This window comes from Pseudonocardia halophobica (assembly GCF_027922425.1).
GTDB classification, from domain to species: Bacteria; Actinomycetota; Actinomycetes; order Mycobacteriales; family Pseudonocardiaceae; genus Pseudonocardia; species Pseudonocardia halophobica.
Map to the genome: position 1 here is coordinate 1 of NZ_BSFQ01000035.1, position 20,345 is coordinate 20,345.

Annotated in this window: 23 protein-coding genes; 11 read left to right on the forward strand and 12 right to left on the reverse strand. The window is 74.9% G+C overall.

Annotated features, from left to right (window positions below; all coding sequences use genetic code 11):
* The first annotated feature begins 94 nt into the window (after positions 1-94).
* The 3 genes from PKE99_RS28960 (at position 95) to PKE99_RS28970 (ending at position 3,378) form a co-directional block, all read left to right on the forward strand.
* Positions 95-1,321 (forward strand): MFS transporter, encoded by a 1,227-nt coding sequence (locus PKE99_RS28960; protein ID WP_051738031.1) that lies wholly within the window; start codon positions 95-97, stop codon positions 1,319-1,321.
* A gap of 150 nt (positions 1,322-1,471) precedes the next feature.
* Positions 1,472-1,990 carry a DUF6069 family protein gene (locus PKE99_RS28965; protein WP_051738032.1) on the forward strand — a complete coding sequence of 173 codons (519 nt, stop codon included), beginning with the start codon at positions 1,472-1,474 and terminating at the stop codon, positions 1,988-1,990.
* A 116-nt stretch (positions 1,991-2,106) separates the two neighbouring features.
* Positions 2,107-3,378 (forward strand): geranylgeranyl reductase family protein, encoded by a 1,272-nt coding sequence (locus PKE99_RS28970; protein WP_037051063.1) that lies wholly within the window; start codon positions 2,107-2,109, stop codon positions 3,376-3,378.
* 69 nt (positions 3,379-3,447) lie between these two features.
* On the opposite strand, the gene PKE99_RS28975 is transcribed toward PKE99_RS28970, so the two are convergent.
* The 5 genes from PKE99_RS28975 to PKE99_RS28995 form a co-directional block, all read right to left on the reverse strand.
* The gene (locus tag PKE99_RS28975) at positions 3,448-4,188 is read right to left on the reverse strand and encodes a dienelactone hydrolase family protein (RefSeq protein WP_037051065.1); all 741 of its coding nucleotides are present in this window, start codon (positions 4,186-4,188) and stop codon (positions 3,448-3,450) included.
* Between the two features lie 89 nt (positions 4,189-4,277).
* A complete protein-coding gene (locus PKE99_RS28980; protein ID WP_051738033.1) occupies positions 4,278-4,853 on the reverse strand; it encodes a MarR family winged helix-turn-helix transcriptional regulator in 576 nt (191 codons plus the stop codon).
* Between the two features lie 410 nt (positions 4,854-5,263).
* Positions 5,264-6,721, reverse strand: a complete 1,458-nt coding sequence (locus PKE99_RS28985; protein WP_197040809.1) for an ammonium transporter — start codon at positions 6,719-6,721, stop codon at positions 5,264-5,266.
* 327 nt (positions 6,722-7,048) lie between these two features.
* Positions 7,049-7,909 (reverse strand): NAD(P)-dependent oxidoreductase, encoded by an 861-nt coding sequence (locus tag PKE99_RS28990; RefSeq protein WP_037051066.1) that lies wholly within the window; start codon positions 7,907-7,909, stop codon positions 7,049-7,051.
* An 18-nt stretch (positions 7,910-7,927) separates the two neighbouring features.
* Positions 7,928-9,217 carry an alpha-amylase family protein gene (locus tag PKE99_RS28995; protein WP_037051067.1) on the reverse strand — a complete coding sequence of 430 codons (1,290 nt, stop codon included), beginning with the start codon at positions 9,215-9,217 and terminating at the stop codon, positions 7,928-7,930.
* 68 nt (positions 9,218-9,285) lie between these two features.
* Here PKE99_RS28995 and PKE99_RS29000 point away from each other — a divergent pair, with 68 nt between their 5' ends.
* Positions 9,286-9,663: a VOC family protein gene (locus tag PKE99_RS29000; RefSeq protein WP_037051068.1), complete on the forward strand. Its 378-nt coding sequence runs from the start codon at positions 9,286-9,288 to the stop codon at positions 9,661-9,663.
* Positions 9,664-9,670: 7 nt separating this feature from the next.
* On the opposite strand, the gene PKE99_RS29005 is transcribed toward PKE99_RS29000, so the two are convergent.
* From PKE99_RS29005 to PKE99_RS29020, 4 genes are read right to left on the reverse strand one after another with little or no spacing between them, the layout of a single operon-like run.
* Positions 9,671-10,438, reverse strand: coding sequence for an enoyl-CoA hydratase (locus PKE99_RS29005; protein WP_037051072.1), 768 nt, complete (start codon positions 10,436-10,438; stop codon positions 9,671-9,673).
* Positions 10,435-11,460: a TIGR03617 family F420-dependent LLM class oxidoreductase gene (locus tag PKE99_RS29010; protein ID WP_037051204.1), complete on the reverse strand. Its 1,026-nt coding sequence runs from the start codon at positions 11,458-11,460 to the stop codon at positions 10,435-10,437. Before PKE99_RS29010 ends, PKE99_RS29005 begins: the two co-directional genes overlap by 4 nt.
* A gap of 16 nt (positions 11,461-11,476) precedes the next feature.
* Complete coding sequence (locus PKE99_RS29015) at positions 11,477-12,985, reverse strand: class I adenylate-forming enzyme family protein (RefSeq protein ID WP_037051074.1); 1,509 nt, start codon at positions 12,983-12,985, stop codon at positions 11,477-11,479.
* Positions 12,986-12,994: 9 nt separating this feature from the next.
* On the reverse strand, positions 12,995-13,306 hold the full coding sequence (locus PKE99_RS29020) for a hypothetical protein (protein WP_037051076.1): 312 nt from the start codon (positions 13,304-13,306) through the stop codon (positions 12,995-12,997).
* 200 nt (positions 13,307-13,506) lie between these two features.
* Here PKE99_RS29020 and PKE99_RS29025 point away from each other — a divergent pair, with 200 nt between their 5' ends.
* Positions 13,507-14,982, forward strand: a complete 1,476-nt coding sequence (locus tag PKE99_RS29025; RefSeq protein WP_081924584.1) for a cation:proton antiporter — start codon at positions 13,507-13,509, stop codon at positions 14,980-14,982.
* A gap of 112 nt (positions 14,983-15,094) precedes the next feature.
* The gene (locus PKE99_RS29030; RefSeq protein WP_037051078.1) at positions 15,095-15,583 is read left to right on the forward strand and encodes a beta-class carbonic anhydrase; all 489 of its coding nucleotides are present in this window, start codon (positions 15,095-15,097) and stop codon (positions 15,581-15,583) included.
* 78 nt (positions 15,584-15,661) lie between these two features.
* Here the strand turns inward: PKE99_RS29030 and PKE99_RS29035 are convergent, their stop codons facing one another.
* The 3 genes from PKE99_RS29035 to PKE99_RS29045 all read right to left on the reverse strand — a co-directional run bounded on the left by PKE99_RS29035 (position 15,662) and on the right by PKE99_RS29045 (position 17,159).
* Positions 15,662-15,991: a DUF4235 domain-containing protein gene (locus PKE99_RS29035; protein WP_197040806.1), complete on the reverse strand. Its 330-nt coding sequence runs from the start codon at positions 15,989-15,991 to the stop codon at positions 15,662-15,664.
* Between the two features lie 91 nt (positions 15,992-16,082).
* Positions 16,083-16,574: an SRPBCC family protein gene (locus PKE99_RS29040; protein ID WP_037051079.1), complete on the reverse strand. Its 492-nt coding sequence runs from the start codon at positions 16,572-16,574 to the stop codon at positions 16,083-16,085.
* Between the two features lie 48 nt (positions 16,575-16,622).
* Complete coding sequence (locus PKE99_RS29045) at positions 16,623-17,159, reverse strand: DUF6328 family protein (RefSeq protein ID WP_037051081.1); 537 nt, start codon at positions 17,157-17,159, stop codon at positions 16,623-16,625.
* Positions 17,160-17,349: 190 nt separating this feature from the next.
* Between PKE99_RS29045 and PKE99_RS29050 the strand changes: the two genes are divergently transcribed.
* From PKE99_RS29050 to PKE99_RS29070, 5 genes are read left to right on the forward strand one after another with little or no spacing between them, the layout of a single operon-like run.
* Positions 17,350-17,772, forward strand: coding sequence for an ATP-binding protein (locus PKE99_RS29050; RefSeq protein ID WP_051738034.1), 423 nt, complete (start codon positions 17,350-17,352; stop codon positions 17,770-17,772).
* A gap of 42 nt (positions 17,773-17,814) precedes the next feature.
* Positions 17,815-18,243, forward strand: a complete 429-nt coding sequence (locus PKE99_RS29055) for a DUF5313 family protein (protein WP_051738035.1) — start codon at positions 17,815-17,817, stop codon at positions 18,241-18,243.
* The gene (locus PKE99_RS29060; protein WP_037051082.1) at positions 18,240-18,452 is read left to right on the forward strand and encodes a hypothetical protein; all 213 of its coding nucleotides are present in this window, start codon (positions 18,240-18,242) and stop codon (positions 18,450-18,452) included. The genes PKE99_RS29055 and PKE99_RS29060 overlap by 4 nt, the downstream gene beginning before the upstream one ends.
* Before the next feature lie 45 nt (positions 18,453-18,497).
* Positions 18,498-18,989 carry a universal stress protein gene (locus PKE99_RS29065; RefSeq protein ID WP_037051083.1) on the forward strand — a complete coding sequence of 164 codons (492 nt, stop codon included), beginning with the start codon at positions 18,498-18,500 and terminating at the stop codon, positions 18,987-18,989.
* Positions 18,990-18,992: 3 nt separating this feature from the next.
* The gene (locus tag PKE99_RS29070; RefSeq protein ID WP_037051088.1) at positions 18,993-20,336 is read left to right on the forward strand and encodes a calcium:cation antiporter family protein; all 1,344 of its coding nucleotides are present in this window, start codon (positions 18,993-18,995) and stop codon (positions 20,334-20,336) included.
* The last annotated feature ends 9 nt before the right edge of the window (positions 20,337-20,345 follow it).

Sequence of the window (20,345 nt, forward strand, 5' to 3'; positions counted from 1 at the left end):
AAGCCACCAACGACAAGAACCGATCAGCCACACCCTGCCGTCGCGGGCGTCCGGAACACCTCGTCCCGAACATCAACAACCTTACGGAGGACCGATGCGGGTCGCCCGCCACCGTGTTCCCGCGTGGACCGGCCCGCGCGCCGCGATCGCGCTGGTCCAGGTCCTGGGGCTCGCGGTGTGGTTCTCGGCCTCGGCGGTGGTGCCGCGGTTGCGGGTCGAGTGGGGCATCGGCGACGCCACGGTCGTCTGGCTGACGGTCTCGGTCCAACTCGGGTTCGTCGCGGGCGCGGTCACCTCGGCCGTGTTCACGCTGCCGGACCGGGTGCGCCCGCACCGGCTGCTGGCCTGGTCCGCGCTCGGCGCCGCCGTGTGCACGCTGGTGCTGGCCACCGTCGTCGACTCTCCCGGGCCCGCGCTCGCCCTCCGCGCGCTGACCGGCGTCCTCCTCGCCGGGGTCTACCCGGTCGGCATGAAGCTCACGACGTCCTGGTCCGGGCCGGGGAGCCGGTTCCGCGACCTCGGTGTGCTGGTCGGGGCCCTGACGCTCGGCTCGGCCCTCCCCCACCTGCTCGGCGGCCTCGCCGGACCGGCCCTGCCCTGGCGCGGCGTCCTGCTCGGCGCCGCGGCGGCGGGCCTGCTGGCCGCGCTGCTCGCCGCCACGCTCGTCCGGCCCGGCCCGGGGCACGCGCCCGCGCCGCCGCCCCACAGCCGGTACGCCGTGCGGATGCTCCGCGAACGCGGGCCGCGGCTCGTGGTGTGCGGCTACCTCGGGCACATGTGGGAGCTCTACGCCTTCTGGACCTGGCTGCCGGCCTACCTCGCCGCCGCCCCGGCCGCGACCACCCAGCCGCGCGGGCTGCCGATCGAGCTGGTCGTGTTCGCGACCTCCGGCCTCGCGGGCGCCGTGGGCTGCGCGGTGGCCGGCCGGGTGGCGGACCGGGTGGGGCCGGCGCCCGTCGCGATCACCGCGCTGGCCGTCAGCGGCACGTGCTGCCTGCTCTCGCCGGTGATGATCGGTGCCGGTACGCCGGGGCTGGTCGTGTTCTGCGCGGTGTGGGGCGCGTCGGTGGTCGCGGACTCCGGCGTGTTCACCGGCGCGCTGAGCGACGTCGCCGACCGCCGGTACGTCGGCACCGCGCTGACCACGCAGACCGCGCTGGGTTTCCTGCTCACCGCGGTGAGCATCCAGGTGGTCCCACTCGTCGCGGCCGCCGGCGGGTGGCCGGCCGCGCTGCTCGTCCTGCTCCCGGGCCCGGTGCTCGGCGTGCTGGCCATGCGGTCCCTGCTCCCCACCGCCCCGGAGGTGCCGGCCCGGGCCTGACCGGCCGGCCGACCCCGCCGTCCCCCGATCGCCCGACACCGGGATCGACCCGCGGGCCGTCCGGTCGCCCGACGGTGCCGGCCGCGCCGCGGCGCGACCCTTCTCCCGTGCCGCGGGAACCACCCGCGCAAGGCCGGAAGAAGGCTCGCCATGACCGCCCCCTACGGATTCGCCGTCACCCCGGAGACCGTCTACCCCACCCGCCGCATCCCGTCCCCGCGCCCGGCCCGGCCCGCGGCCGACGCGGGCCGGCTGTGGTCGGGCGGGCTCGCCACCGCCGTGGTCGCGGCACTGGCCGGGCTGGTCGGCGCGCTCGTCGTGCGGGTCGTCGCGGGCTTCGTCCCGGGGGCGCACGCCCTCGTCACCGGCACCTTCGGCACGGCCGGGATCGTCCTGCTCTGCACCCTCGCCGCGACGGCCGCCCTGGCCGCCACCGGCATCGCCCACCTGCTGCTGCTCTCGACCCCGCGGCCGCTGGAGTACCTGGGCTGGATCGTCGGGCTGGGCACCGCGGTCGCCGTCGTCCTGCCCTTCGTCACCACGGCGTCCCTCGGCGCGGCACTCGCCCTCGCCGCGGTGCACCTGGTGATCGGACTCGCCGTCGCCACCCTCACCGGCAGCGCGGCCGCCGCCTCGATGCGGGTCGCCGCCCGGGCCCGGGAGGTCTGAGCGCGCGAGTCGGGGCGACGCCCGGGCCGAAGGGGTGCCCGGGCGTCGCCGCCTGCGTGCTGTGACCCCGCCCGCCCTGCTCCTCGGTACCGATCTCCGCTTGTCACACTGGTGGCATGGCGCCTGATCCCAGCCCCGTCCCCGGGTCCACCGACCTGCTCGTCGTCGGGGCCGGGCCGGCGGGGTCCGCGGCTGCCGCGTGGGCCGCCCGGCAGGGTCTGGACGTCGTCCTGGCCGACGCCGCGGTCTTCCCCCGGGACAAGACCTGCGGCGACGGGCTCACCCCCCGCGCGATCGCGGAGCTGGACCGCCTGGGGCTGGGCGAGTGGGTGCGCGGGCACGGCGCGAACCGGGGCCTGCGGGCGGCGGGCTTCGGGCAGGAGCTGCTGCTGGAGTGGCCGGGCGGGTCGCTGCCCTCCGAGGGCAGCGCGGTGGCCCGGACCGAGCTCGACGCGCGCATCCGCGAGGTCGCCCTCGAGGCCGGGGCCGTGCCGGTGCAGGGCGCGAAGGCCGTCGGAGTGGAACGCGACGGCGAGCGGGTCTCCGGCGTCACGTTCGCGCTGGCCGAGGGCGGGAGCGCCACGATCCGCTGCGAGCGGCTGGTCGTGGCCGACGGCGCCCGGTCGACGCTCGGCCGCGTGCTCGGCAGGGAGTGGCACAAGGACACCGCCTACGGCGTCGCCGCCCGCGGCTACATCCGCTCGGGCCGGCACGACGACCCCTGGATCTCCTCGCACCTGGAGCTGCGGGGCACCGAGAACGAGGTGCTCGCCGGGTACGGCTGGGTGTTCCCGCTGCACACCGGCGAGGTCAACATCGGCGTCGGCACGCTCGCGACCGACAAGCGCCCCGCGGGCGTCCAGCTCAAGTCGCTGATCGAGCACTACGCGACCCTGCGCCGCGAGGACTGGCAGCTCGACGGGCCGGTCCGGCTGGTCCGCTCCGCGCTGCTGCCGATGGGCGGGGCGGTGTCCGGGGTCGCCGGGCCGAACTGGGCGCTGGTCGGCGACGCCGCGGGCTGCGTCAACCCGCTCAACGGCGAGGGCATCGACTACGGCCTGGAGACCGGCCGGCTCGTCGCGGAGCTGACGGCCAGCGAGAAGGACCTCGACCGGGCCTGGCCCGCCACCCTGCGCGGGCACTACGGCCAGGCCTTCTCCATCGCCCGCCGGCTCGCCGGCCTGCTCACGATCCCGAGGCTGCTCCCGCTTGCCGGCCCCGTCGGCATGCGCTCGACCCCGCTGATGCGGGTCGCGCTGCGGGTCATGGGCAACCTGGTGACCGAGGAGGACACGGACCTGGTGGCGCGCGCCTGGCGGGCCGCCGGTCGGCTGTCCCTGCGGTTCGACGAGCGCCGGCCCTTCCCCGCGGCCGACCTGCCGAGCTGACCGGGAGCGGCGGTCAGGGCAGCGGCGTCGGGGCAGCGGCGTCAGGGCAGCGGCGTCAGGGCAGCGGCGTCAGGGCAGCGCGGCCGCGTAGAGGTCGGCGAGGGCGGCCCAGTGCCGCTTCTCGGCGTCGGCGTCGTGCGTGGGGTTGTCCGGGACCGCGAAGCCGTGCCCGGCCGGGTAGGTCTCGAGGGTGTGCCGCACGTCGGCCGCGGTGAGGGCCTCGTCGAGCAGCGCGAACTGGTCCGGCCCGAACGACGCGTCGTCGTGCGCCCCGGCGACGTAGACCGTGGCCCGGACGTCGGCGGCGCGGTGGTGCGGGCTGTCCGGGTCGTCGGGCACCGCCAGCCGCCCGCCGTGGAACGACGCCGCGGCCGCGACCCTGCCGCCCAGCGCACCCGCCGCGATCAGCGCGGCCCGGCCTCCCATGCAGTAGCCCGTGGTGCCGACGGCGTCGCCGCGGACCTCGGGCCGGGCGAGCAGGGCGTCGACGTACGCGGCCGCGTCGGCCCCGATCGCCTGCGCGGTCAGCGGCCGGGCCAGCTCCCCCATCCGCGCCCGCTCGGCGGGGTCGCTGAACAGCGTCGCGACGTCGAAGGGCTCGAACCCGCCCGCGCGGTAGTAGACGTCCGGCAGCAGCACCGCGTAGCCGAGATCGGCGAGGTGGTCGGCCATCCCCAGGAAGATCTCCCGCACCCCGCCCGCGTCCGGGTACATCAGCACGCCGCGCCAGGGCCCCTCCCCCTCCGGGGTGTGCAGCGTGGCGGCGCACTCGCCGTCGGGGGCCGGGATGGTCAGCGCGGTCCGGGGCATGCGGCCTCCGTCGGTGGGCGGTCGGGAGTGGTGGGGCCGAGCGTAGGACGCGGAACGGGGTGGGGCGATCAGCTGCGGGTGAACGCCGGTCAGGGCTCCCCGCGGGCCTCCGGGGAGAGCAGGTAGGCCGTGAGGGCGGTCGCGAGCTCGCCGAGGACCCGGTCGACGACGGCGAGCTCGTCCGCGCTCAGCGCACCGACCACACCGGACGCCCGGTGGCCGAGGGTGTCGAGCAGCTCGGCGGCCACGGCACGGCCGGCCTCGCGGCAGCCCAGCCGGATCCGGCGGCGGTCGGCGCGGTCCGGGTCGCGGCGGACGTGTCCGGACCGGACGAGCCGGTCGACGATCCCGGTGATCGCACCGGTGGTCAGCCGCAGCGTCTGGGCGAGCTCCCCGGGCGTCGCGGGGACGCCCGCGGACTCGGCGGCCGCGATCACCACGAGTGCGTGGACCTCGGTGGAGCGCATCCGCTGCCGGCGCGCGACCACCTCGACCACGCGCTCGACCCCCGCGCCCAGCAGGTGCACCCGGGTCCCGAGCGCCGCGACCCCGTCCGCGCGCACCGGCAGCACGGTCGCGTGGTCGTGGGCGTGCACCATCCGGGCGGCGCGGTCCTCGTGATCGGTGCCCGCGCGGGCGCGGTCGGCACAGGACGTGTCACTCAACGTCGCCCGCCGTCCACCCGCGACTCGGCGTCGTGTGCATTCCCCGTCCTCCTCGCTCCACCCCTCGGACCTGTTAGGGCATCCTCACACACCTTTCGGGTAGGGGCGCGTCGGTCGTGTGCGGCAATCCGCCACGCAACCATTTCGCGACGATATGGAGTGTCGTGATCACCTCTGGTGAGGCAGGTCGTACGCTCAGCGCAGCCGTTCGCGCACGGTCCGCTCAGCCACTGCGGGAAGCACGAGAGGCGACCCGCCCGACGTTTTCCATTGTGTACCTGGGCGAGTACCACTCAGCCGCGCACGAATGCGCCCGGCAATTCCGCGCTCCTACCGAATGGCGCCGACCGAAGTCCTTCGACCGGCGTGACAGTGGTCACGCTGCGCGTCCGACGCCGCCGGATGCGTCCTCAGCCCTGTTCGCGGCGGGGCGCGGGGACGCCCCGGGAGGCGTGGCCGAGGTCGCGGGAGTGGCGGGGATCGGCGCCCCGGTTCCGGTGCGGGTCGAGGAGGATCGGCGGGGCCTGGACCGGGATGCGGCCCGGGTCGGTGGCGTGCCGCGGCACGGGCAGCGGTCCGGGCGGGACGCGACCGTCCGCGCCGCCCTCGGGACCGACGCCGCTGCGCGTGGCGGTCACGTCATAGCCCGTCTCGGCGTGCTCGTGCAGGTCCAGCCCGCCCGCCTCGGCCTCCGCCGACGCCCGGAACCCGATGGTGACGCGGATCAGGTAGCCGAGCAGGAGGGTGACGACGAACGAGTAGCCCGCGACCACCCCGGCCGCGACCGCCTGCCGGCCGAGCTGGGTGAACCCGCCGCCGTGGACCAGGCCGTCGGCGGGCAGGGCCGCGTTGACGGCGGTGGTGCCGAACACGCCGACGAGCAGGGTGCCGACGAGCCCGCCGACCAGGTGGATCGCGACGACGTCGAGCGAGTCGTCGAGCCGCAACCGCCACTTGAGCGCGCAGGTCAGCGGGCAGATCACGCCGGCGACCACGCCGATCGCGATCGCGCCCCAGAGGTCCACGAACCCGCAGGCGGGCGTGATCGCGACGAGCCCGGCGACGGCCCCGGACGCCGCACCGAGCGTGGTCGGGCGCCCGGTCCGCAGCTGCTCGACGAGCAGCCAGGCCAGCACGGCCGCGCACGTCGCGACCGTGGTGTTGGCGAAGGCCATGGCCGCGAGGCCGTCGGCGGACAGGGCCGATCCCGCGTTGAACCCGTACCAGCCGAACCACAGCAGCGCCGCGCCCAGCACGGTGAAGGGCAGGTTGTGCGGCCGGGCGACGACGTCCGGCCAGCCCTTGCGCCGGCCCAGCACGACGGCCAGCGCGAGCGCCGCGGCGCCGGCGTTCATGTGCACGACGGTGCCCCCCGCGAAGTCGACGGCCTGCAGCCGGTTCGCGATCCACCCGCCGACGGCGTCGGGCGCGAGGAACCCGTCGAAGGCGAAGACCCAGTGGCCGACCGGGGCGTAGACGAGCACGCTCCACAGCGCCACGAACACGACCCACGGCCAGAACCGGGTCCGCTCCGCGACCGCGCCGGAGATCAGCGCGGGCGTGATCACCGCGAACATCAGCTGGAACATCGCGAACGCCAGCACCGGCACCGCGTGCGCGCCCGGCCAGGGCACGCCGTCGCCGGCGAACCCGGCGAGCTGCGTGACCGACCAGTGGTCACCGGCCGTGCCGATGGAGCCGATCAGGCCGGGGCCCCCGTCGTCGCCGAAGGTCAGGTCGAAGCCGACCACGGCCCACACCAGGCCGACCACCACGAGGCAGACGACGTTGGCCATCAGCATGTTCAGGACGCTCTTCGCCCGCACCATTCCGGCGTAGAAGAATGCGAGGCCCGGGGTCATCAGCATGACCAGGGCGGCGCTCGCCAGCACCCAGGCGGTGTCGCCGGTGTTCGCGCTCACGCGGGAGCGCAGGCTCGGGGAACCGGCCCCGGTGTACCGCCGATCATGCTGCCCACCACCGCCTTCTCCGTGCCGTGCCGTCCACACCGGTGTCCCGACGCGCGGCCAGCCTAGGCCGCGCGCCCTCCGCTGCCGGACGGCCGGAGGGATGTTAACGAACCGGTAACCCCTTTCGCGAATGGTCCGCAGCACGATTCCGGACACATTTCCACTGTCCGTGCACGCGTGATCACGATGGGCAGTTCTCGACGGTTCCGCGCGGTTCGCGCCGGCTCACTCCTCCCGGAAGCCGTGCAGCACCGCCGCCATGTCCTCGTCGGCGTGCCCGCGGGCCGCGGCGGCGGCGAAGCGGTCGTGCATGGCGTTCATGAGCCCGTCGGAGACACCGTGGGAGGCGAGCGCCTCGGCGATCAGGCCGGAGTCCTTGACCGCACCGTCGAGCGCGAAGGCGGGCGGGAACTCGCCCGCGATCATCGCCTTGCCCTTGAGCTGCGCGTACCCGCTGTCGAGCGGCCCGCCGGCGATCGAGTCGAGCCACTGCTGCGGGTCGATCCCCAGCGCCTGCGCCAGTGCGACGGCCTGCCCGGTCGCGGTCACGATCGACAGCACCCACGAGTTCGCGACGAGCTTGAGCCGGTGCCCGTCCCCCGGACGGTCGCCGACCCAGACCGTACGCGAGCCGATGGCGTCGAACACCGGGGCGACGGCCGCGCGCACCTCCGCCGGCCCGCCCGCGAGGACCACCAGCTGCCCGGCCTCGGCGGGCTGGCGGGTGCCGAGCACGGGCGCGTCGACGAACGCGACGCCGTGCTCGCCGGCCAGCGCGGCCAGCCGCTCGGTGCCGTCGAGCCCGACCGTCGCGGTCTGCACCCAGGTCACGCCCGGCTCGGCCGCGGGGAGCGCGCGCTCCATGACCTCGGCGACCGAGTCGGCGTCGAACAGCATCGTGACGATCACGTCCGCGCCGGACACCGCCTCGGCGGGGTCCTCCGCGACCCGGGCCCCGGCGTCGGCGAGCGGGCGCGCCTTGTCCCGCGTGCGGTTCCACACAGTGGTCTCCAGGCCGGCCTTCGCCAGGTTGGTGGCCATCCCGGCGCCCATGATCCCGGTCCCGAGCACGGTCACTGCGGTCATCGTTCCTCCCGGAGAGCTCTAGGGGGCGAGCACGCGCCACGAGTGCGGCGGGAGCAGGAGTGCCTCGTCGGGCGTGCCGCCCTGCGCGTCCTCCAGCGTCTGCCCGCCGAGCTCGTCGGGGAAACGCCGGGGCTCGTCGTCGACGGACAGCAGGGTGACGAGCTCACCGCCGGAACCGCTGCAGCGGAAGGCCATCGTCGTGTTGGTGAGGTGCTCGACGGTCGTGCGGGCGCGGACCAGCCACGGGTGCCGGCGGCGCATGCCGATGAGCCGCTGGTGCAGCTCCTGCACCGGAGCCCCGAACGGGGCGAGTTCGGCAGGGGTGTCCGGGAAGGGCGGGCGCACGGCGTCGTCGCCGAACTCGCGCTCCTCCTTGACGCCGGTGAAGGCCTGCTCGTCGCCCGCGTAGACGCTCGGCACACCCCCGACGGTCATCAACACCGCCACCGCGTGCCCGATGTGCTCGGTGCGGTCCAGCCGGCTCGCCAGCCGCGTGACGTCGTGGTTCCCGACGAAGGTCAGCGGCGCGAACGACTCCACCATCGCCGAGTGCCGCTCCAGGGCGTGGGCCAGCTCCCAGAGGTTGCGGTCGTTGAACGCGCTCCAGATCGCCTTCCACAGCTCGTACTGGGTGACCGAGTCCATCCCGGACTCGGCGACGATCGCGGCGTAGTCGCCGTGGATCACCTCGCCGGCGAACCAGGCGTCGGGGAACTCCGCGCGCACGCCGGGCAGCACGGCCCGCCAGAACGCCGTCGGCACCTGGTAGGCGGCGTCGAGCCGCCAGCCGTCGGCGCCGCGGCCCAGCCAGTGCCGCATGACGGCGGCGACGTGCTCCTGCACGGCGGGCTCGTCGTGGTCCAGGGCGACCAGCCGGCCGTGCCCCTCGAACGTGGCGGGCCCGTCGCCCTCCCAACGGAACCAGCGCCGGGCGTCGGCATCGCCCTCCTCCGCGGCCCGGAACCGTGCGAACGAGCGGCCGACGTGGTTGAACACGCCGTCGAGCAGCAGCCGCACGCCGCGGGAGCGGGCAGCCTCGACCAACGCGTCGAAGTCGGCGTCGTCGCCGAGGCGGGGGTCGATCCGGAAGTGGTCGACGGTGTCGTAACCGTGGGTCTCCGACGCGAAGACGGGCCCGAGGGCCAGCCCGGAGCACCCCAGCTCGAGGAGATGGTCGAGCCAGGGCTCGAACCGGCCGAGCCGGTGCGCGACGGGGCTGCCGGGCGCGAGCGCGTCGCGCTCGGCGCCGACGAAGCCGAGGGGGTAGGCGTGCCACCAGATCGCGTGGTCGATCCACCGGTCGTGCATGCCGCCACCCTTCCCCACGACGGCGGAACTCGCTGGGCCGGACGCCCGCGCCGATCTACGGTCGGCCCATGACCGGCATCGCGACCTTCTCCGTGGCCGCCCTCGACACCCGGGACCCGCTGGGCCTCGCCCGCTTCTACTCCGCGCTCACCGGCTGGCCGATCCGCCCCGGCGACGAGGCACCCGGCACCGAGTGGGTGGAGCTCGTCCCCGGCGGCGGGGCCACGCTCGCCTTCCAGCTCGCGCCAGGGCACACGCCCCCGGACTGGCCGGGCGACGCGCACCCGCAGCAGGCCCACTTCGACTTCGACGTCCCGGACCTCGACGAGGGCGAGACCCGGGTCCTCGCGATCGGCGCGCGCAAGCACGAGGTGCAGCCCGGGACGGACTTCCGGGTCTACCTCGACCCGGCCGGGCACCCGTTCTGCCTGGTGCTGGAGCACTGACGGGGGTTCACCGCGCGAGCTGCGCGCGGTTGCGGGCGGTCACCGCCCGCCGTCGCTCCTCCAGCGCGGCCAGGTCGGTGGAACCGGCCTCGGCGATGGCCCGCTCGGTCTCCAGGGCCGCCTGCACCGGCGCCCCCGAGCCCTCGACGTACATCCGCTTGACCGCCTGCAGCACGTCCGCGGGCGGTTCGGTGGCGGCGGTCGCGAGCCCGACGGCCCGGTCGAGCAGCCGCTCGTGCGGTACGACCTCGGTGACCAGGCCGATCCGCAGGGCCAGCGCGGCGTCGACGACCTCGCCGCAGAAGGACATCCGCCGCGCCCACGCCATCCCGACCACGCTCGGGAGCCGGGCCGTCATCCCGCCCCCGGGCCGGACGCCGACCCGGGCGTGGGTGTCGGCGAAGACGGCCCGCTCGGAGGCGACGAGGAAGTCGCAGCCCAGCGCCAGCTCGAGGCCGCCGGTGAAGCAGGCGCCGTTGACGGCGCCGATGATCGGCTTCCGCATCCGGCCGGTCTGCGCGATCACCGGCTCGTCCCGGTGCCGGCGGAAGTAGGCCTCGCCCTCGGCCGCGGCCTGCTTGAGGTCGACGCCGGCACAGAAGGCCGGGTCGGCCCCGGTCAGGACCACGGCGAGCACGCCGTCGTCGGAGTCCGCCTCGACCAGCGCGCGGTACAGCTGCGAGATCACCTCGCCGCCGAAGGCGTTGCGGGCCTCCGGCCGGTCGATCGTGACGATGCGGACCGCGCCGCGGTCCTCGGTCCGGACGACACTCATGCCTGTCCCTCCTCGGCCGCACCCGTGCGCACGTCGGCGGCGATCCCCGTGACGAGCGCGGCGTCGGCGTCCCAGGGCGTGTAGAGCGAGCAGCGGGAGAAGAGGTCGCCGTAGCGGCGGAGCAGCTCGGGGGCGATCTCCTCCGGCTCGCCCACCACCGCGACGGCGTCGAGCACGTCGTCGTCGATCAAGGTTCCCATCCGTTCCCACTCCCCCTGCTTCGACAACCCGTGCAGTTCCTCGCCGAGCGCACCCCAACCGTGCAGGTCCAGGACCCCGCGGTAGGCGGGCGTGGAGCCGTAGAAGGCGATCTGCGCGCGCACGCCCGCCACCGCCCGCGCCAGCTCCTCCTCGGTCCGCCCGGTCGCGATCATCGGCAGCCCGACCAGCTGGAAGTCGCCGAGCTCGCCCCCGCGGCCCTGCCGCAGCGCGGGCACGGTGACCTCGCGCAGGTAGCGCTCGGTGGTGAACCCGTGGCAAAGGAAACCGTCGCCCACCTCGGCCGCGGTCCGCGTCATCGCCTCCCCGACGCCGGCGAGCAGCACCTTCGGGGCGCCGAACCCGTGCGGCTCCGGCACGAACATCGGCGTCATCAGGGTGTGCGAGTAGAACTCGCCCCGGAAGTCCAGCCGGGTGCCGTCCGCCCAGCACTCCCAGATCGCCCGCAGGGCCAGCACGAACTCGCGCATCCGCGCGGCCGGCTGCGACCAGGGCATCGAGAACCGCCGGGTGATGTGCGCCCTGACCTGCGTGCCCAGCCCAAGCAGCAGCCGCCCGCCGCTGAGGACCTGCAGGTCGTTGGCGGTGGCGGCGAGGCTCATCGGGTTGCGGGCGAACGCGAGCGCGATGGACGTGCCGAGCTCGGCCCGCTCGGTGACGGTCGCGGCGAGCGTCAGCGCGACGAACGGGTCGTGCTTCACCTCGGCCGCCCACAGGCCGTCGTACCCCGCCTCCTCGGCGTGGCGGGCGGCCTCGCGCGGGTCGGCCGGCCCGGCGAGGGGCAGGCTGGTGTCGATCTTCACCACGACCTCCCGGCGCTCAACGGATCTGCTCCGCCGGCGCGAGGCCGGCGACGACGTCCCTGCGGAGCAGTTTGCCGGTCGGGGTGCGGGGGATCTCGGGCCAGGCGGTGATGCGGTCCGGGGTCTTCGAGCTGCGCAGGGTGGCCCGGACGGTCTCGCGCAGCGCGTCGAGGGCGGTGTCGTCGAGGTCGGTGCCCGGGCGGGCGACGACCACGGCCTCGATCCGCTGCCCCCACTCCTCGTCCGGCACCCCCACGACCACGGCGTCGGCGACGCCGGGGTGGGCCAGCAGCACGTCCTCGATCTCGGCCGGGGCGATGTTCTCCGCCCCGCGGATGATCGTGTCGTCGACCCGGCCCTCCACGAACAGGTACCCCTCGGCGTCGAGCCGGCCCTGGTCGCGGGTGTCGAACCAGCCCGCGCCGTCGAGCGAGGAGCCGCGGCCGGCGTACTCGGTGGACACCTGCTCCCCGCGGACCCAGATCCGCCCCGCCGTGCCCGCCGGCACCGGCGTGCCGTCCTCGTCGCGGACCTCGATCTCGATCCCGGGCACCGCCCGGCCGGCCGAGGACAACCGGGCGCGCACCGCCTCGTCCGACGACGACAGCGCGGCCCGGTGCTCGTCCGGGCCGAGCACGGTGATCGTCGAGGAGGTCTCGGTGAGCCCGTAGGCGTTGACGAACCCGACGTGCGGCCACTCGGCCAGGGCCTGCTCGACGATCCGGCGCGGCATCGCCGCCCCGCCGTAGGCCAGCGACCGCAGCGACGGCACCGCCCGGTCCAGGCCCGGCTCGTCCATGATCCGGGCGAGCATCGTGGGCACGACCATCGCGTTGGTGACCTCCTCGGTCCGCACGAGGTCGACCCAGCCGGCCGGGGTGAACGCCTCCAACACCAGGACCCGACGGCCGGCGTAGAGGTTCGTGAGCGCGTTCGACACCGCCGCGATGTGGTACGGCGGCACGCTCATCACCGCCGCCTCGGTCTCCTCGGCGGCCGCGAACTCCACCGTGCCGAGCACGTACGACACCAGGTTGGCGTGCCGCAGCACCACACCCTTGGGCGCCGACGTGGTGCCCGAGGTGTAGATGACCACCGCGGCCGAGTCCGGGTCGACGAACCCCTCCTCCGCCGGGGCGGCCGCGGCGGCGTCCCGCAGGAACTCGGCCGGGGTGCGGAACCCCAGCCCGGCCCGCTCCGCCACGGCGGCCTGCGCGGCGTCGGCGATCACCAGCGCCTTGGGGTGCTGCGCGACCAGGTGGTCGAGCTGCGCGGCGCCCAGGCGGTAGTTCACCGGCACCAGCGGCACCCCGGCTCGGGCCGCGGTGAACAGCGCGACCGGGAAAGCCGGGCCGTTGACCGCCAGGTAGAGGACCGCGTCCGCGCCGGCCTCGGCCACGAGGGTCGCGCCCCCCGCGGCGAGCTCCCGGACCCGCGCGGCCGTCAGCCCCTCGGCCCGGGTACCCACCACGACGCGGTCGCCGAAGCCCTCGGCGGCCATGTCCAGCAGCACCGACAGGTTCACCGCGCCGCCTCAGTCCGACGCCGGCAGCGGCTTGGCGTCCTTGAGCGGCAGCGGCGCACCACCCGCCGCGAGGGTGCCCGCACCGGCCTTGGTGCAGAGCAGCTCGATGCCGAGGTCGGGGTCGGCGTAGCGCTTGCCCATCTGCGTGCCCGCCTGCTGGTCCGGGTCGGCCGGGTGCGTCGTGCCCGCCTCGGGGCCCTTCGCGTCCACCATCGGCGCGCCCCCGCAGGTCACCTCCACGTCCGTGTCCCCCCACCGCACCACGACCACGGTCGTGGCGTCGGTCGTGCTGGCCAGGGTCGTGCCGATGCGCGGCTTCATCGCGGCGCCCTCCGTGTCGACGAGCGGGCCGCCCCGGCGGGCGGCCCCGAATGAGAGTGTGACGTCAGCGTCACAATGCCACCCGGACGGGCCGCACGGAAGACCGGGCGGAGATCACCCGTCACGCCGGGCCGTGGAGCCACGAACAGCCGGGTGCCACACTCCCGGCGAACGCCGGTGGGCCGACGCCTGGGGGACCGATGCTCGCGCTCGTCGTCATCATGCTGATCCTGCTCGCCTGGGCGCTCGTCGCCGGCAGGCTCGCGCGGTTCAGCGTCACGATGCCGTTCGCGATGCTCGCCGCGGGCGTCGCGCTCACGGCGGGGCCGAACCCCGTGTTCATCTTCGACGTCGAGATCGAGTCGGCGGAGCACGTCGTCGAGGGCATCCTGGCGATCCTGCTGTTCACCGACGCCACGGAGATCCCCGGCGGCATCCTGGGCCGACAGCCGCGGCTCACCCTGCGGCTCCTCCTGATCGCCCTCCCCCTCTCGCTGGTGGTGGCGTGGTTCGGGGGCGCGGTCCTCTTCGAAGGCGCCGGCGGGTGGCTCCTCCTCGTGCTCGCCACCGTCGTGATGCCGGTCGACCTCGCGCCCGCCATCGCCGTCGTCCGGGACCGGCGGATCCCGGAGCGGCTGCGGCAGGTGATCAACGCCGAGAGCGGCCTCAACGACGGCCTCATCGCCCCGGTCTTCCTGTTCGCCCTCGCGGGGGCCACCGCCGTCGGCGGCGAGGGGCTGGCCGACGCCGCGGTGCACGCCCTCCCGTCACTGGCCATGGCCATCCTCGCCGGTGCGGTCGTCGGTGCCGCGGCCGCGCGGGTGCTGCACCGGGCGCTCGACTCCGGCTGGACCCAGTCGTCCGCGCTGCGGATCGGGGTGCTCGCGCTGCCGCTGCTCGCCTACGGCGCCGCAGCCCTCGTCGAGGGGAACGGCTTCGTCGCGGCGTTCGTCGCCGGCGTGTTCTTCGAGCCGGCGGCCCGCCGGCTGCCGCCCGGGACCCTGCACCTCGTCGAGGACGTCGGCACGCTCCTCTCGCTGGCGCTGTGGTTCATCTTCGGTGCGATCGTCAACCAGACCCTCGCCGGCGGGGCCATCACCTGGCAGGTCGTGCTGTACGCGCTGCTGGCGCTGACCGTGGCCCGGATGCTGCCGGTCGTCCTGGCCCTGATCCGTACGGACGTCTCGGCGAAGGACCGGCTCGTCCTCGGGTGGGCAGGGCCCCGGGGCATCGCGACCCTGGTGTTCGGCATGCTCGCGTTCATCGACCTGGCCGGGCCGCAGAAGGACTTCGTGCTCGCCGTCACCGTGGTCACCGTCGTCGCGAGCATCGTGATCCACGGGTTGTCGACGGGGCTGGTGGCGCGGCACTACGGCCGGACCGCGGTCGCCGAGACCGGCACGGAGCACGCCGACAGCGGCCCGACGTCCGCGGGTCCTCGCCGCCGGGCGGGCCCGGCCCGGCCGTCGCCCCGGCCGACCGGAAGGACGCCCGGGTCCGGTGGTGGCGGCGGGGCGACACGGCCCCCTGACCGGCCCGAACGGGTGGGACGCAGCGGGTTGCCGGGCCTCCTCCCGGTGCGGTTGACTCATCGCGTGATGCGCATGCGGCTCGAGTTCTTCTGGCCGAGCCGCCGCGTGTGCCAGTTCGACGAGTTCTGTCCCCGGGCCGCGTAGGCGCCCCTGCCCGCTCCGGGCAGTGCCGGCCGCCGCGCGGCCGTCTCGTGTCCCGGTCGCGGATACGAGCTCCGCGACCCCGCCGACAGCACCGCCGAACCCTGGAGACCCCATGTCCGTGACGGACGACCTGCTCGCCAACAACGCCCGCTACGCCGAGACCTTCTCCGGCCCGCTCCCCCTGCCGCCCGCCAAGAAGGTCGCCGTCGTGGCCTGCATGGACGCCCGCCTGGACGTCTACCGCATCCTCGGCCTCAACGAGGGCGAGGCGCACGTCATCCGCAACGCCGGCGGCGTCGTGACGGACGACGAGATCCGCTCCCTGGCCATCAGCCAGCGCCTGCTCGGCACCGAGGAGATCATCCTCATCCACCACACCGACTGCGGCATGCTGACCTTCACCGACGACGACTTCAGGAAGTCGATCCAGGACGACACCGGCATCACGCCGCAGTGGTCCGCCGAGGCCTTCGCCGACCTGGACGACGACGTACGCCAGTCCGTCGCGCGGATCAGGAGCAACCCCTTCGTCCCGCGCAAGGACTCGGTGCGCGGGTTCGTCTTCGACGTCTCGACGGGGAAGCTCAACGAGGTCGTCTGACCCCGGCCCCGGCCCCGGTGACGACGACGCGGCCCGCCCGGTGTGTGTCACCGGGCGGGCCGCGTCGTGCCGGTCGGGTCAGCGCGTCGCCGGGCGCGGCTTGTCGACGAACCGGTGGTAGGCCTTCATGCCGTACCGGTCGACCGCCGTCTTGATCAGGCCGAAGATCGCGCCCTGCAGCGTCGCCGCGATCAGGACCTCCTTGGTCCCGTAGTCGCGCGACAGCGGCTGCGGGGTCTCCGGCTCGTTGGAGACCCGCTTCCACACCAGGGCGAACACCTGCCCGGCGATCAGCCCGCCGATCATGCCGGACACCAGGCCGACCGGCTTGTACGCGAGCTTCAGGGCGCCCGGCAGGTCGTCGCCGAGCTCGGCGGGCTTGCGGTCGGACTTCTTCGTGCCGCTCATGCCGGGCACGTACCCCGCGCCGCCGCCGGCCACACGCCGAGAACGCGGACGGCCCGTCCACACGGGACGGGCCGTCGAACTCGTGCGTGCGTCAGGCCGGAGGCGGCGGGGTCTCCCCCTGCTGCGGCGCGCGGTTCACGTCGCCGCGCCAGGCACCCTCCTCGGCACCGCGCGACTCGATGAACTCCTTGAAACGGCTCAGATCGCCCTTCGCCTGCTTACCGACGATGCCGAGCGCGTCACCGGCCTTCTCGACCACGCCCTCGGGCTCGAAGTCGAGCTGCAGGGTGACCCGCGTGTGGGTCTCGTCGATGCGGTGGAAGGTCACGGCGCCGGCCTGCTGCGGGCCGGTCACCGACTTCCACGCCACGCGCTCGTCGGGGTGCTGCTCGGTGACCTCCGCGTCGAACTCGCGCTGGACCCCGGCGATCTTCGTGACCCAGTGCGTCCGCGTGTCGTCGAGCTGCTCGATGCGCTCCACGCCGCCCATGAAGCGGGGGAACGACTCGAACTGCGTCCACTGGTTGTACGCGGTGCTGACCGGGACCTCGACGTCGATGCTCTCCAGAACGTTGGTGGACATGGGAGGCGGATACCTCGGGCCGTGCCGCGGAAACCCGCGAACCGCGGATCAGGCCTCCGGATCCGCCAGGGCGGGGGCGGCGCGCGCGTCCCGGCGCAGGTACAGCGGGAAGAGCACCCACAGCACCACCGTGGCGCCCAGCAGGGCGGCCGTGCCGACGATCCCCGCGAGCCGTCCGACCGCGATGTCCAGGACGAGCATCAGTCCGGCGGCCAGCGTCAGTGCCAGGCTGCCCAGCCCGGCCATGGCCAGCCGGTGCCCGGCCCGGACGAGCTCGCGCTTGCGGTTGCGCTGGAAGAGGATCCGGTGCGCGGCGACGGGTGCCACGATCAGCGTCGACGACGCCGCCGCGCCGGCGAGGGTGGCGACGAACAGGGCGTGCTGCATTGCGTCGAGCTCCTTGAACCGCTCGCTCAGCGACATCGTGAGCAGGAAGCCGAACAGGATCTGCACGCCGGTGAACACCACGCGGAGCTCCTGCAGCAGCTCCGCGAAGTTGCGGTCCGCACGGTTCAGCGGACCCTCGGCCCGGTGCCGGGTGTTCCAGTCCTCGGTCTCGTCGGTGACCGTCGCCGCCACGGACATCCGTCGCTCCTCCCGCCTCGGCCGGTGCCCCTCCCCTGTACCCGCTTTCGTCCGTTTCACACGATCGGGTGAGCGCGATGGGCCGGTGGCACGCCGTGTCAAGTCGATCGCGGCCGGTGCGTATGTCGCGGGGGCCGAGGGGGTACGCCCCCGACCGAACGGTGGTGACGACGGGGAGAGGGGGTGCGGGATGACCTCGATCGGGACGGCGACCACGGAGGGCGACGCCGCCGGCGGCCACGTGTGCTGGAGCTACGGTCCCGCTCCCGATGCGCCGGCGGGCGTGCGCCGGAGGCTCGGACCGGTGCTCGAGGCGTGGCGCGTGGAGGGCGAGACCGCCGAGGACGTGCTGCTCGTCGTGACCGAGCTGGTCGCGAACGTCGTCGACCACGCCGGCACGCCCTTCGAGATCACGCTGCACCGCGAGCCCGGGGTGCTGCACGTGTTCGTCCGGGACGGGTGCCGGGAGGTACCGGAGCCGCGCGGGATGGACCCGAGATCCTCCCGGGGCCGCGGACTGCTCGTGGTGCAGGCGGTGTGCCGGGACTGGGGTTACGAGCTGCACGACGCCGACGACCCCGGGAAGACCGTCCATGCCGAGCTCGCCGCCTGAGCCCGCGGCGGTTCGGGGCGCCCGCACCGGGTACCCCGTGCGATGACCGAGATCGTGCGCCCCGGCCCCCTGCGCTGGCTGGCCTACGCGTTCGGCGCCGGGCTCCCCGCCCGGCACCGGACCTGGGTGCTGCACGACGTCACCGCCCCCACCTGGGTGCTGCGGCACCTGGTCCGGTCCGTCGTGCAGATCGCGCCCTTCGGCGTGGCCCTGTACCTGCTGGTCCCGGGTTCCCCGGCGATCCGCGCCACCGCCGTCGTGATGGGCACGGTGATCGGCCTGCTCTACTCCCTGGCGTTCGTCGAGGCCGCCGCGGAGCACCGGGCGATCAAGGCCGGGTACCCCGAGGGCACCGCCGCCGCGACCCGCCGCGAACGCCGCAGGCGGGGCCGCCGCGGGCCCGGCACCTACCCCGGTGGGCCGACCGGCCCGCCGCGCTTCCCCACCCCGACGAACGGAGGCACGCGATGACCGAGCGGCCCGAGAACCCCGCCGACGCCCCCGACCCCACCGACCCCACCCGCACCGAGGAGACGGTCGACCGGCTCGAGGAGGAGGTGGTCGGGCACCGCGTCGACCAGCGCCGGGACGAGGAGGAGGACCCCCGCCCGGCCCACCGCCAGGACGTCGAGCCGGGCGGCGACGCCCCGGACGGGCCCGGTGCCGAGCCGTCCGACTGACCCACCGCCCCGCCGAACGCCCACCGAACGCCGCAGGAGAGCGCGATGATCCCGACCCTGTCGGACCCGGGCAACGTCCCGGGGCGCCGCGAGGAGCACGACCCGCAGACCGGGTTCCATCCCCGCGACCGGCACGACGCCCTGCGCCCCGACGCCCCGCCGGAGACCCTGGCGACGCCCGCACCGGAGACGCCGTTCGGGGCCCTGGTCGTCGGGCTCGACGGTTCGCCGCAGTCCCGCGCCGCCCTGCGCTGGGCGGTGGCCGAGGCCCGGACGCGGGACGTGGTCGTCGACGTCGTCCCCCTCGCCGAGGACCACGAGGGCTGGTTGGACGAGGCCCTCGGGGCCACGGGCGACGAGGTGGAGGTGCGGACCGTGGCGGAGCGCGGCGATCCCGCGACCGTGCTGCTCGCGCACGCGACGGCGGCCCAGCTGCTGGTGCTGGGGCACATCGGCGGCCGGCTCGACGACGTCGCGCGGCGGTGCACCGAGCACGCCCGCTGCCCGGTCGTGCTCGTCCCGGTGGCCGGGCGCTGACCCGTGGCGCGTTCGAACTCCCCCGGGCGGCGTCCGCCCCTGGCCCTGACGGCCGCGGTCGTCGTCGCGCTCCCCGGCCTCTACCTGGGCGCGGCGAGCCTCCTCGGGCTCCCGCACCCCGAGCTCCCCGCCCCCGCCGCCGTCGCCGTCTACGGGCTGGCGATCGTCGGTGCCGCGTTCGTGCTGTCCTGGGCCGGCGAGGCCGCACAGGTCGACATGAGCGCCGGCCTCGCGCTCGCGATCCTGGCCCTGCTCGCGGTGCTTCCCGAGTACGCCGTCGACTTCGTCTTCACCATGCGGGCGGGCGAGATCTTCGCCGCCGAGGGCCACTGCGCGCCCGATCCCGGCGGCAGCAACCCCTGCTCGCTGGCGCTGGCCAACATGACCGGCGCGAACCGGGTGCTGGTCGGCATCGGCTGGCCGCTGGTCGTGCTGGTCGCGATCCTCGCCGCGCGCAAGCGGGGCCGCCGGGACGACGACGGCGGCGGGCACGAGGGCGACCGCGCCGGGGTGCGGCTCCCGCGCACCCTGTCCGCCGAGGTCGTGTTCCTCGGCGTCGCCACCCTCTACTCGCTCTCGCTCCCCCTGCGCAGCACCCTCACGCTGATCGACACGCTCGTGCTCGTCGCCGTGTTCGTCGCCTACGCGATCCGCCTCGCCCGGTTCCCCGCGGAGGAACCCGACCTGCACGGCAGCGCGAAGTGGGTCGCCGAACGCCCCGCCGTGTCCCGGCGCTGGATCTACGGAGCGCTCTTCGTCATCGCCGCGCTGATCATCCTGGCCACGGCCGAGCACTTCGCCGACGGCCTGGTGCAGACCGGGTCCGAGCTGGGTGTCGACCGGTTCGTGCTGGTCCAGTGGGTGGCGCCGCTGGCGAGCGAGGCCCCCGAGCTGATCGTCGCCTGCCTGTACGCGAAGCGGCTCAAGGCGGGCGACTCGCTCGGCACGCTGCTCTCCAGCAAGGTCAACCAGTGGACGCTGCTGGTGGGAACACTCCCGCTGGTGTTCGCGATCGCGTCGGGCTCGCTGCACGGCCTGCCCCTCGACGACCAGCAGCGCGTCGAGCTGCTGCTCACCGGTACACAGTCCTTCTTCGCGGTGAGCCTGCTGGTCACGCTCGGGCTGACCTGGCGCGGCGCGCTGGCGCTCGTCGTCCTGTTCGCGATCCAGTTCGCGACGTCGATCTCGCTGCCGACCGAGACCGTGCACACCGTGTCGCTGGTGCTCTCCGGGGTGTATGCGCTGCTCGGCGTGGCGCAGCTGGTCCGGCACCGGCGGGCGCTGCCCCGGCTGGTGCGCGACGGGCTGCGGACCGACCCGCACCGGCTCGCCGAGCAACCGGCCTGAGGGCCCGCG

Bases quoted from the DNA above. Each gene is read 5' to 3' on its own strand.
- PKE99_RS29030 (WP_037051078.1), top strand. From the start codon at position 15,095: ATGTCCGTGACGGACGACCTGCTCGCCAACAACGCCCGCTACGCCGAG.
- PKE99_RS28960 (WP_051738031.1), top strand. From the start codon at position 95: ATGCGGGTCGCCCGCCACCGTGTTCCCGCGTGGACCGGCCCGCGCGCC.
- PKE99_RS29060 (WP_037051082.1), top strand. From the start codon at position 18,240: ATGACCGAGCGGCCCGAGAACCCCGCCGACGCCCCCGACCCCACCGAC.
- PKE99_RS29050 (WP_051738034.1), top strand. From the start codon at position 17,350: ATGACCTCGATCGGGACGGCGACCACGGAGGGCGACGCCGCCGGCGGC.
- PKE99_RS29045 (WP_037051081.1), bottom strand. From the start codon at position 17,159: ATGTCCGTGGCGGCGACGGTCACCGACGAGACCGAGGACTGGAACACC.
- PKE99_RS29020 (WP_037051076.1), bottom strand. From the start codon at position 13,306: ATGAAGCCGCGCATCGGCACGACCCTGGCCAGCACGACCGACGCCACG.
- PKE99_RS29025 (WP_081924584.1), top strand. From the start codon at position 13,507: ATGCTCGCGCTCGTCGTCATCATGCTGATCCTGCTCGCCTGGGCGCTC.
- PKE99_RS29065 (WP_037051083.1), top strand. From the start codon at position 18,498: ATGATCCCGACCCTGTCGGACCCGGGCAACGTCCCGGGGCGCCGCGAG.
- PKE99_RS28985 (WP_197040809.1), bottom strand. From the start codon at position 6,721: ATGCTGATGACCCCGGGCCTCGCATTCTTCTACGCCGGAATGGTGCGG.
- PKE99_RS29040 (WP_037051079.1), bottom strand. From the start codon at position 16,574: ATGTCCACCAACGTTCTGGAGAGCATCGACGTCGAGGTCCCGGTCAGC.
- PKE99_RS29035 (WP_197040806.1), bottom strand. From the start codon at position 15,991: ATGAGCGGCACGAAGAAGTCCGACCGCAAGCCCGCCGAGCTCGGCGAC.
- PKE99_RS28990 (WP_037051066.1), bottom strand. From the start codon at position 7,909: ATGACCGCAGTGACCGTGCTCGGGACCGGGATCATGGGCGCCGGGATG.
- PKE99_RS28995 (WP_037051067.1), bottom strand. From the start codon at position 9,217: ATGCACGACCGGTGGATCGACCACGCGATCTGGTGGCACGCCTACCCC.
- PKE99_RS29005 (WP_037051072.1), bottom strand. From the start codon at position 10,438: ATGAGTGTCGTCCGGACCGAGGACCGCGGCGCGGTCCGCATCGTCACG.
- PKE99_RS28965 (WP_051738032.1), top strand. From the start codon at position 1,472: ATGACCGCCCCCTACGGATTCGCCGTCACCCCGGAGACCGTCTACCCC.
- PKE99_RS28975 (WP_037051065.1), bottom strand. From the start codon at position 4,188: ATGCCCCGGACCGCGCTGACCATCCCGGCCCCCGACGGCGAGTGCGCC.
- PKE99_RS29055 (WP_051738035.1), top strand. From the start codon at position 17,815: ATGACCGAGATCGTGCGCCCCGGCCCCCTGCGCTGGCTGGCCTACGCG.
- PKE99_RS28970 (WP_037051063.1), top strand. From the start codon at position 2,107: ATGGCGCCTGATCCCAGCCCCGTCCCCGGGTCCACCGACCTGCTCGTC.
- PKE99_RS29000 (WP_037051068.1), top strand. From the start codon at position 9,286: ATGACCGGCATCGCGACCTTCTCCGTGGCCGCCCTCGACACCCGGGAC.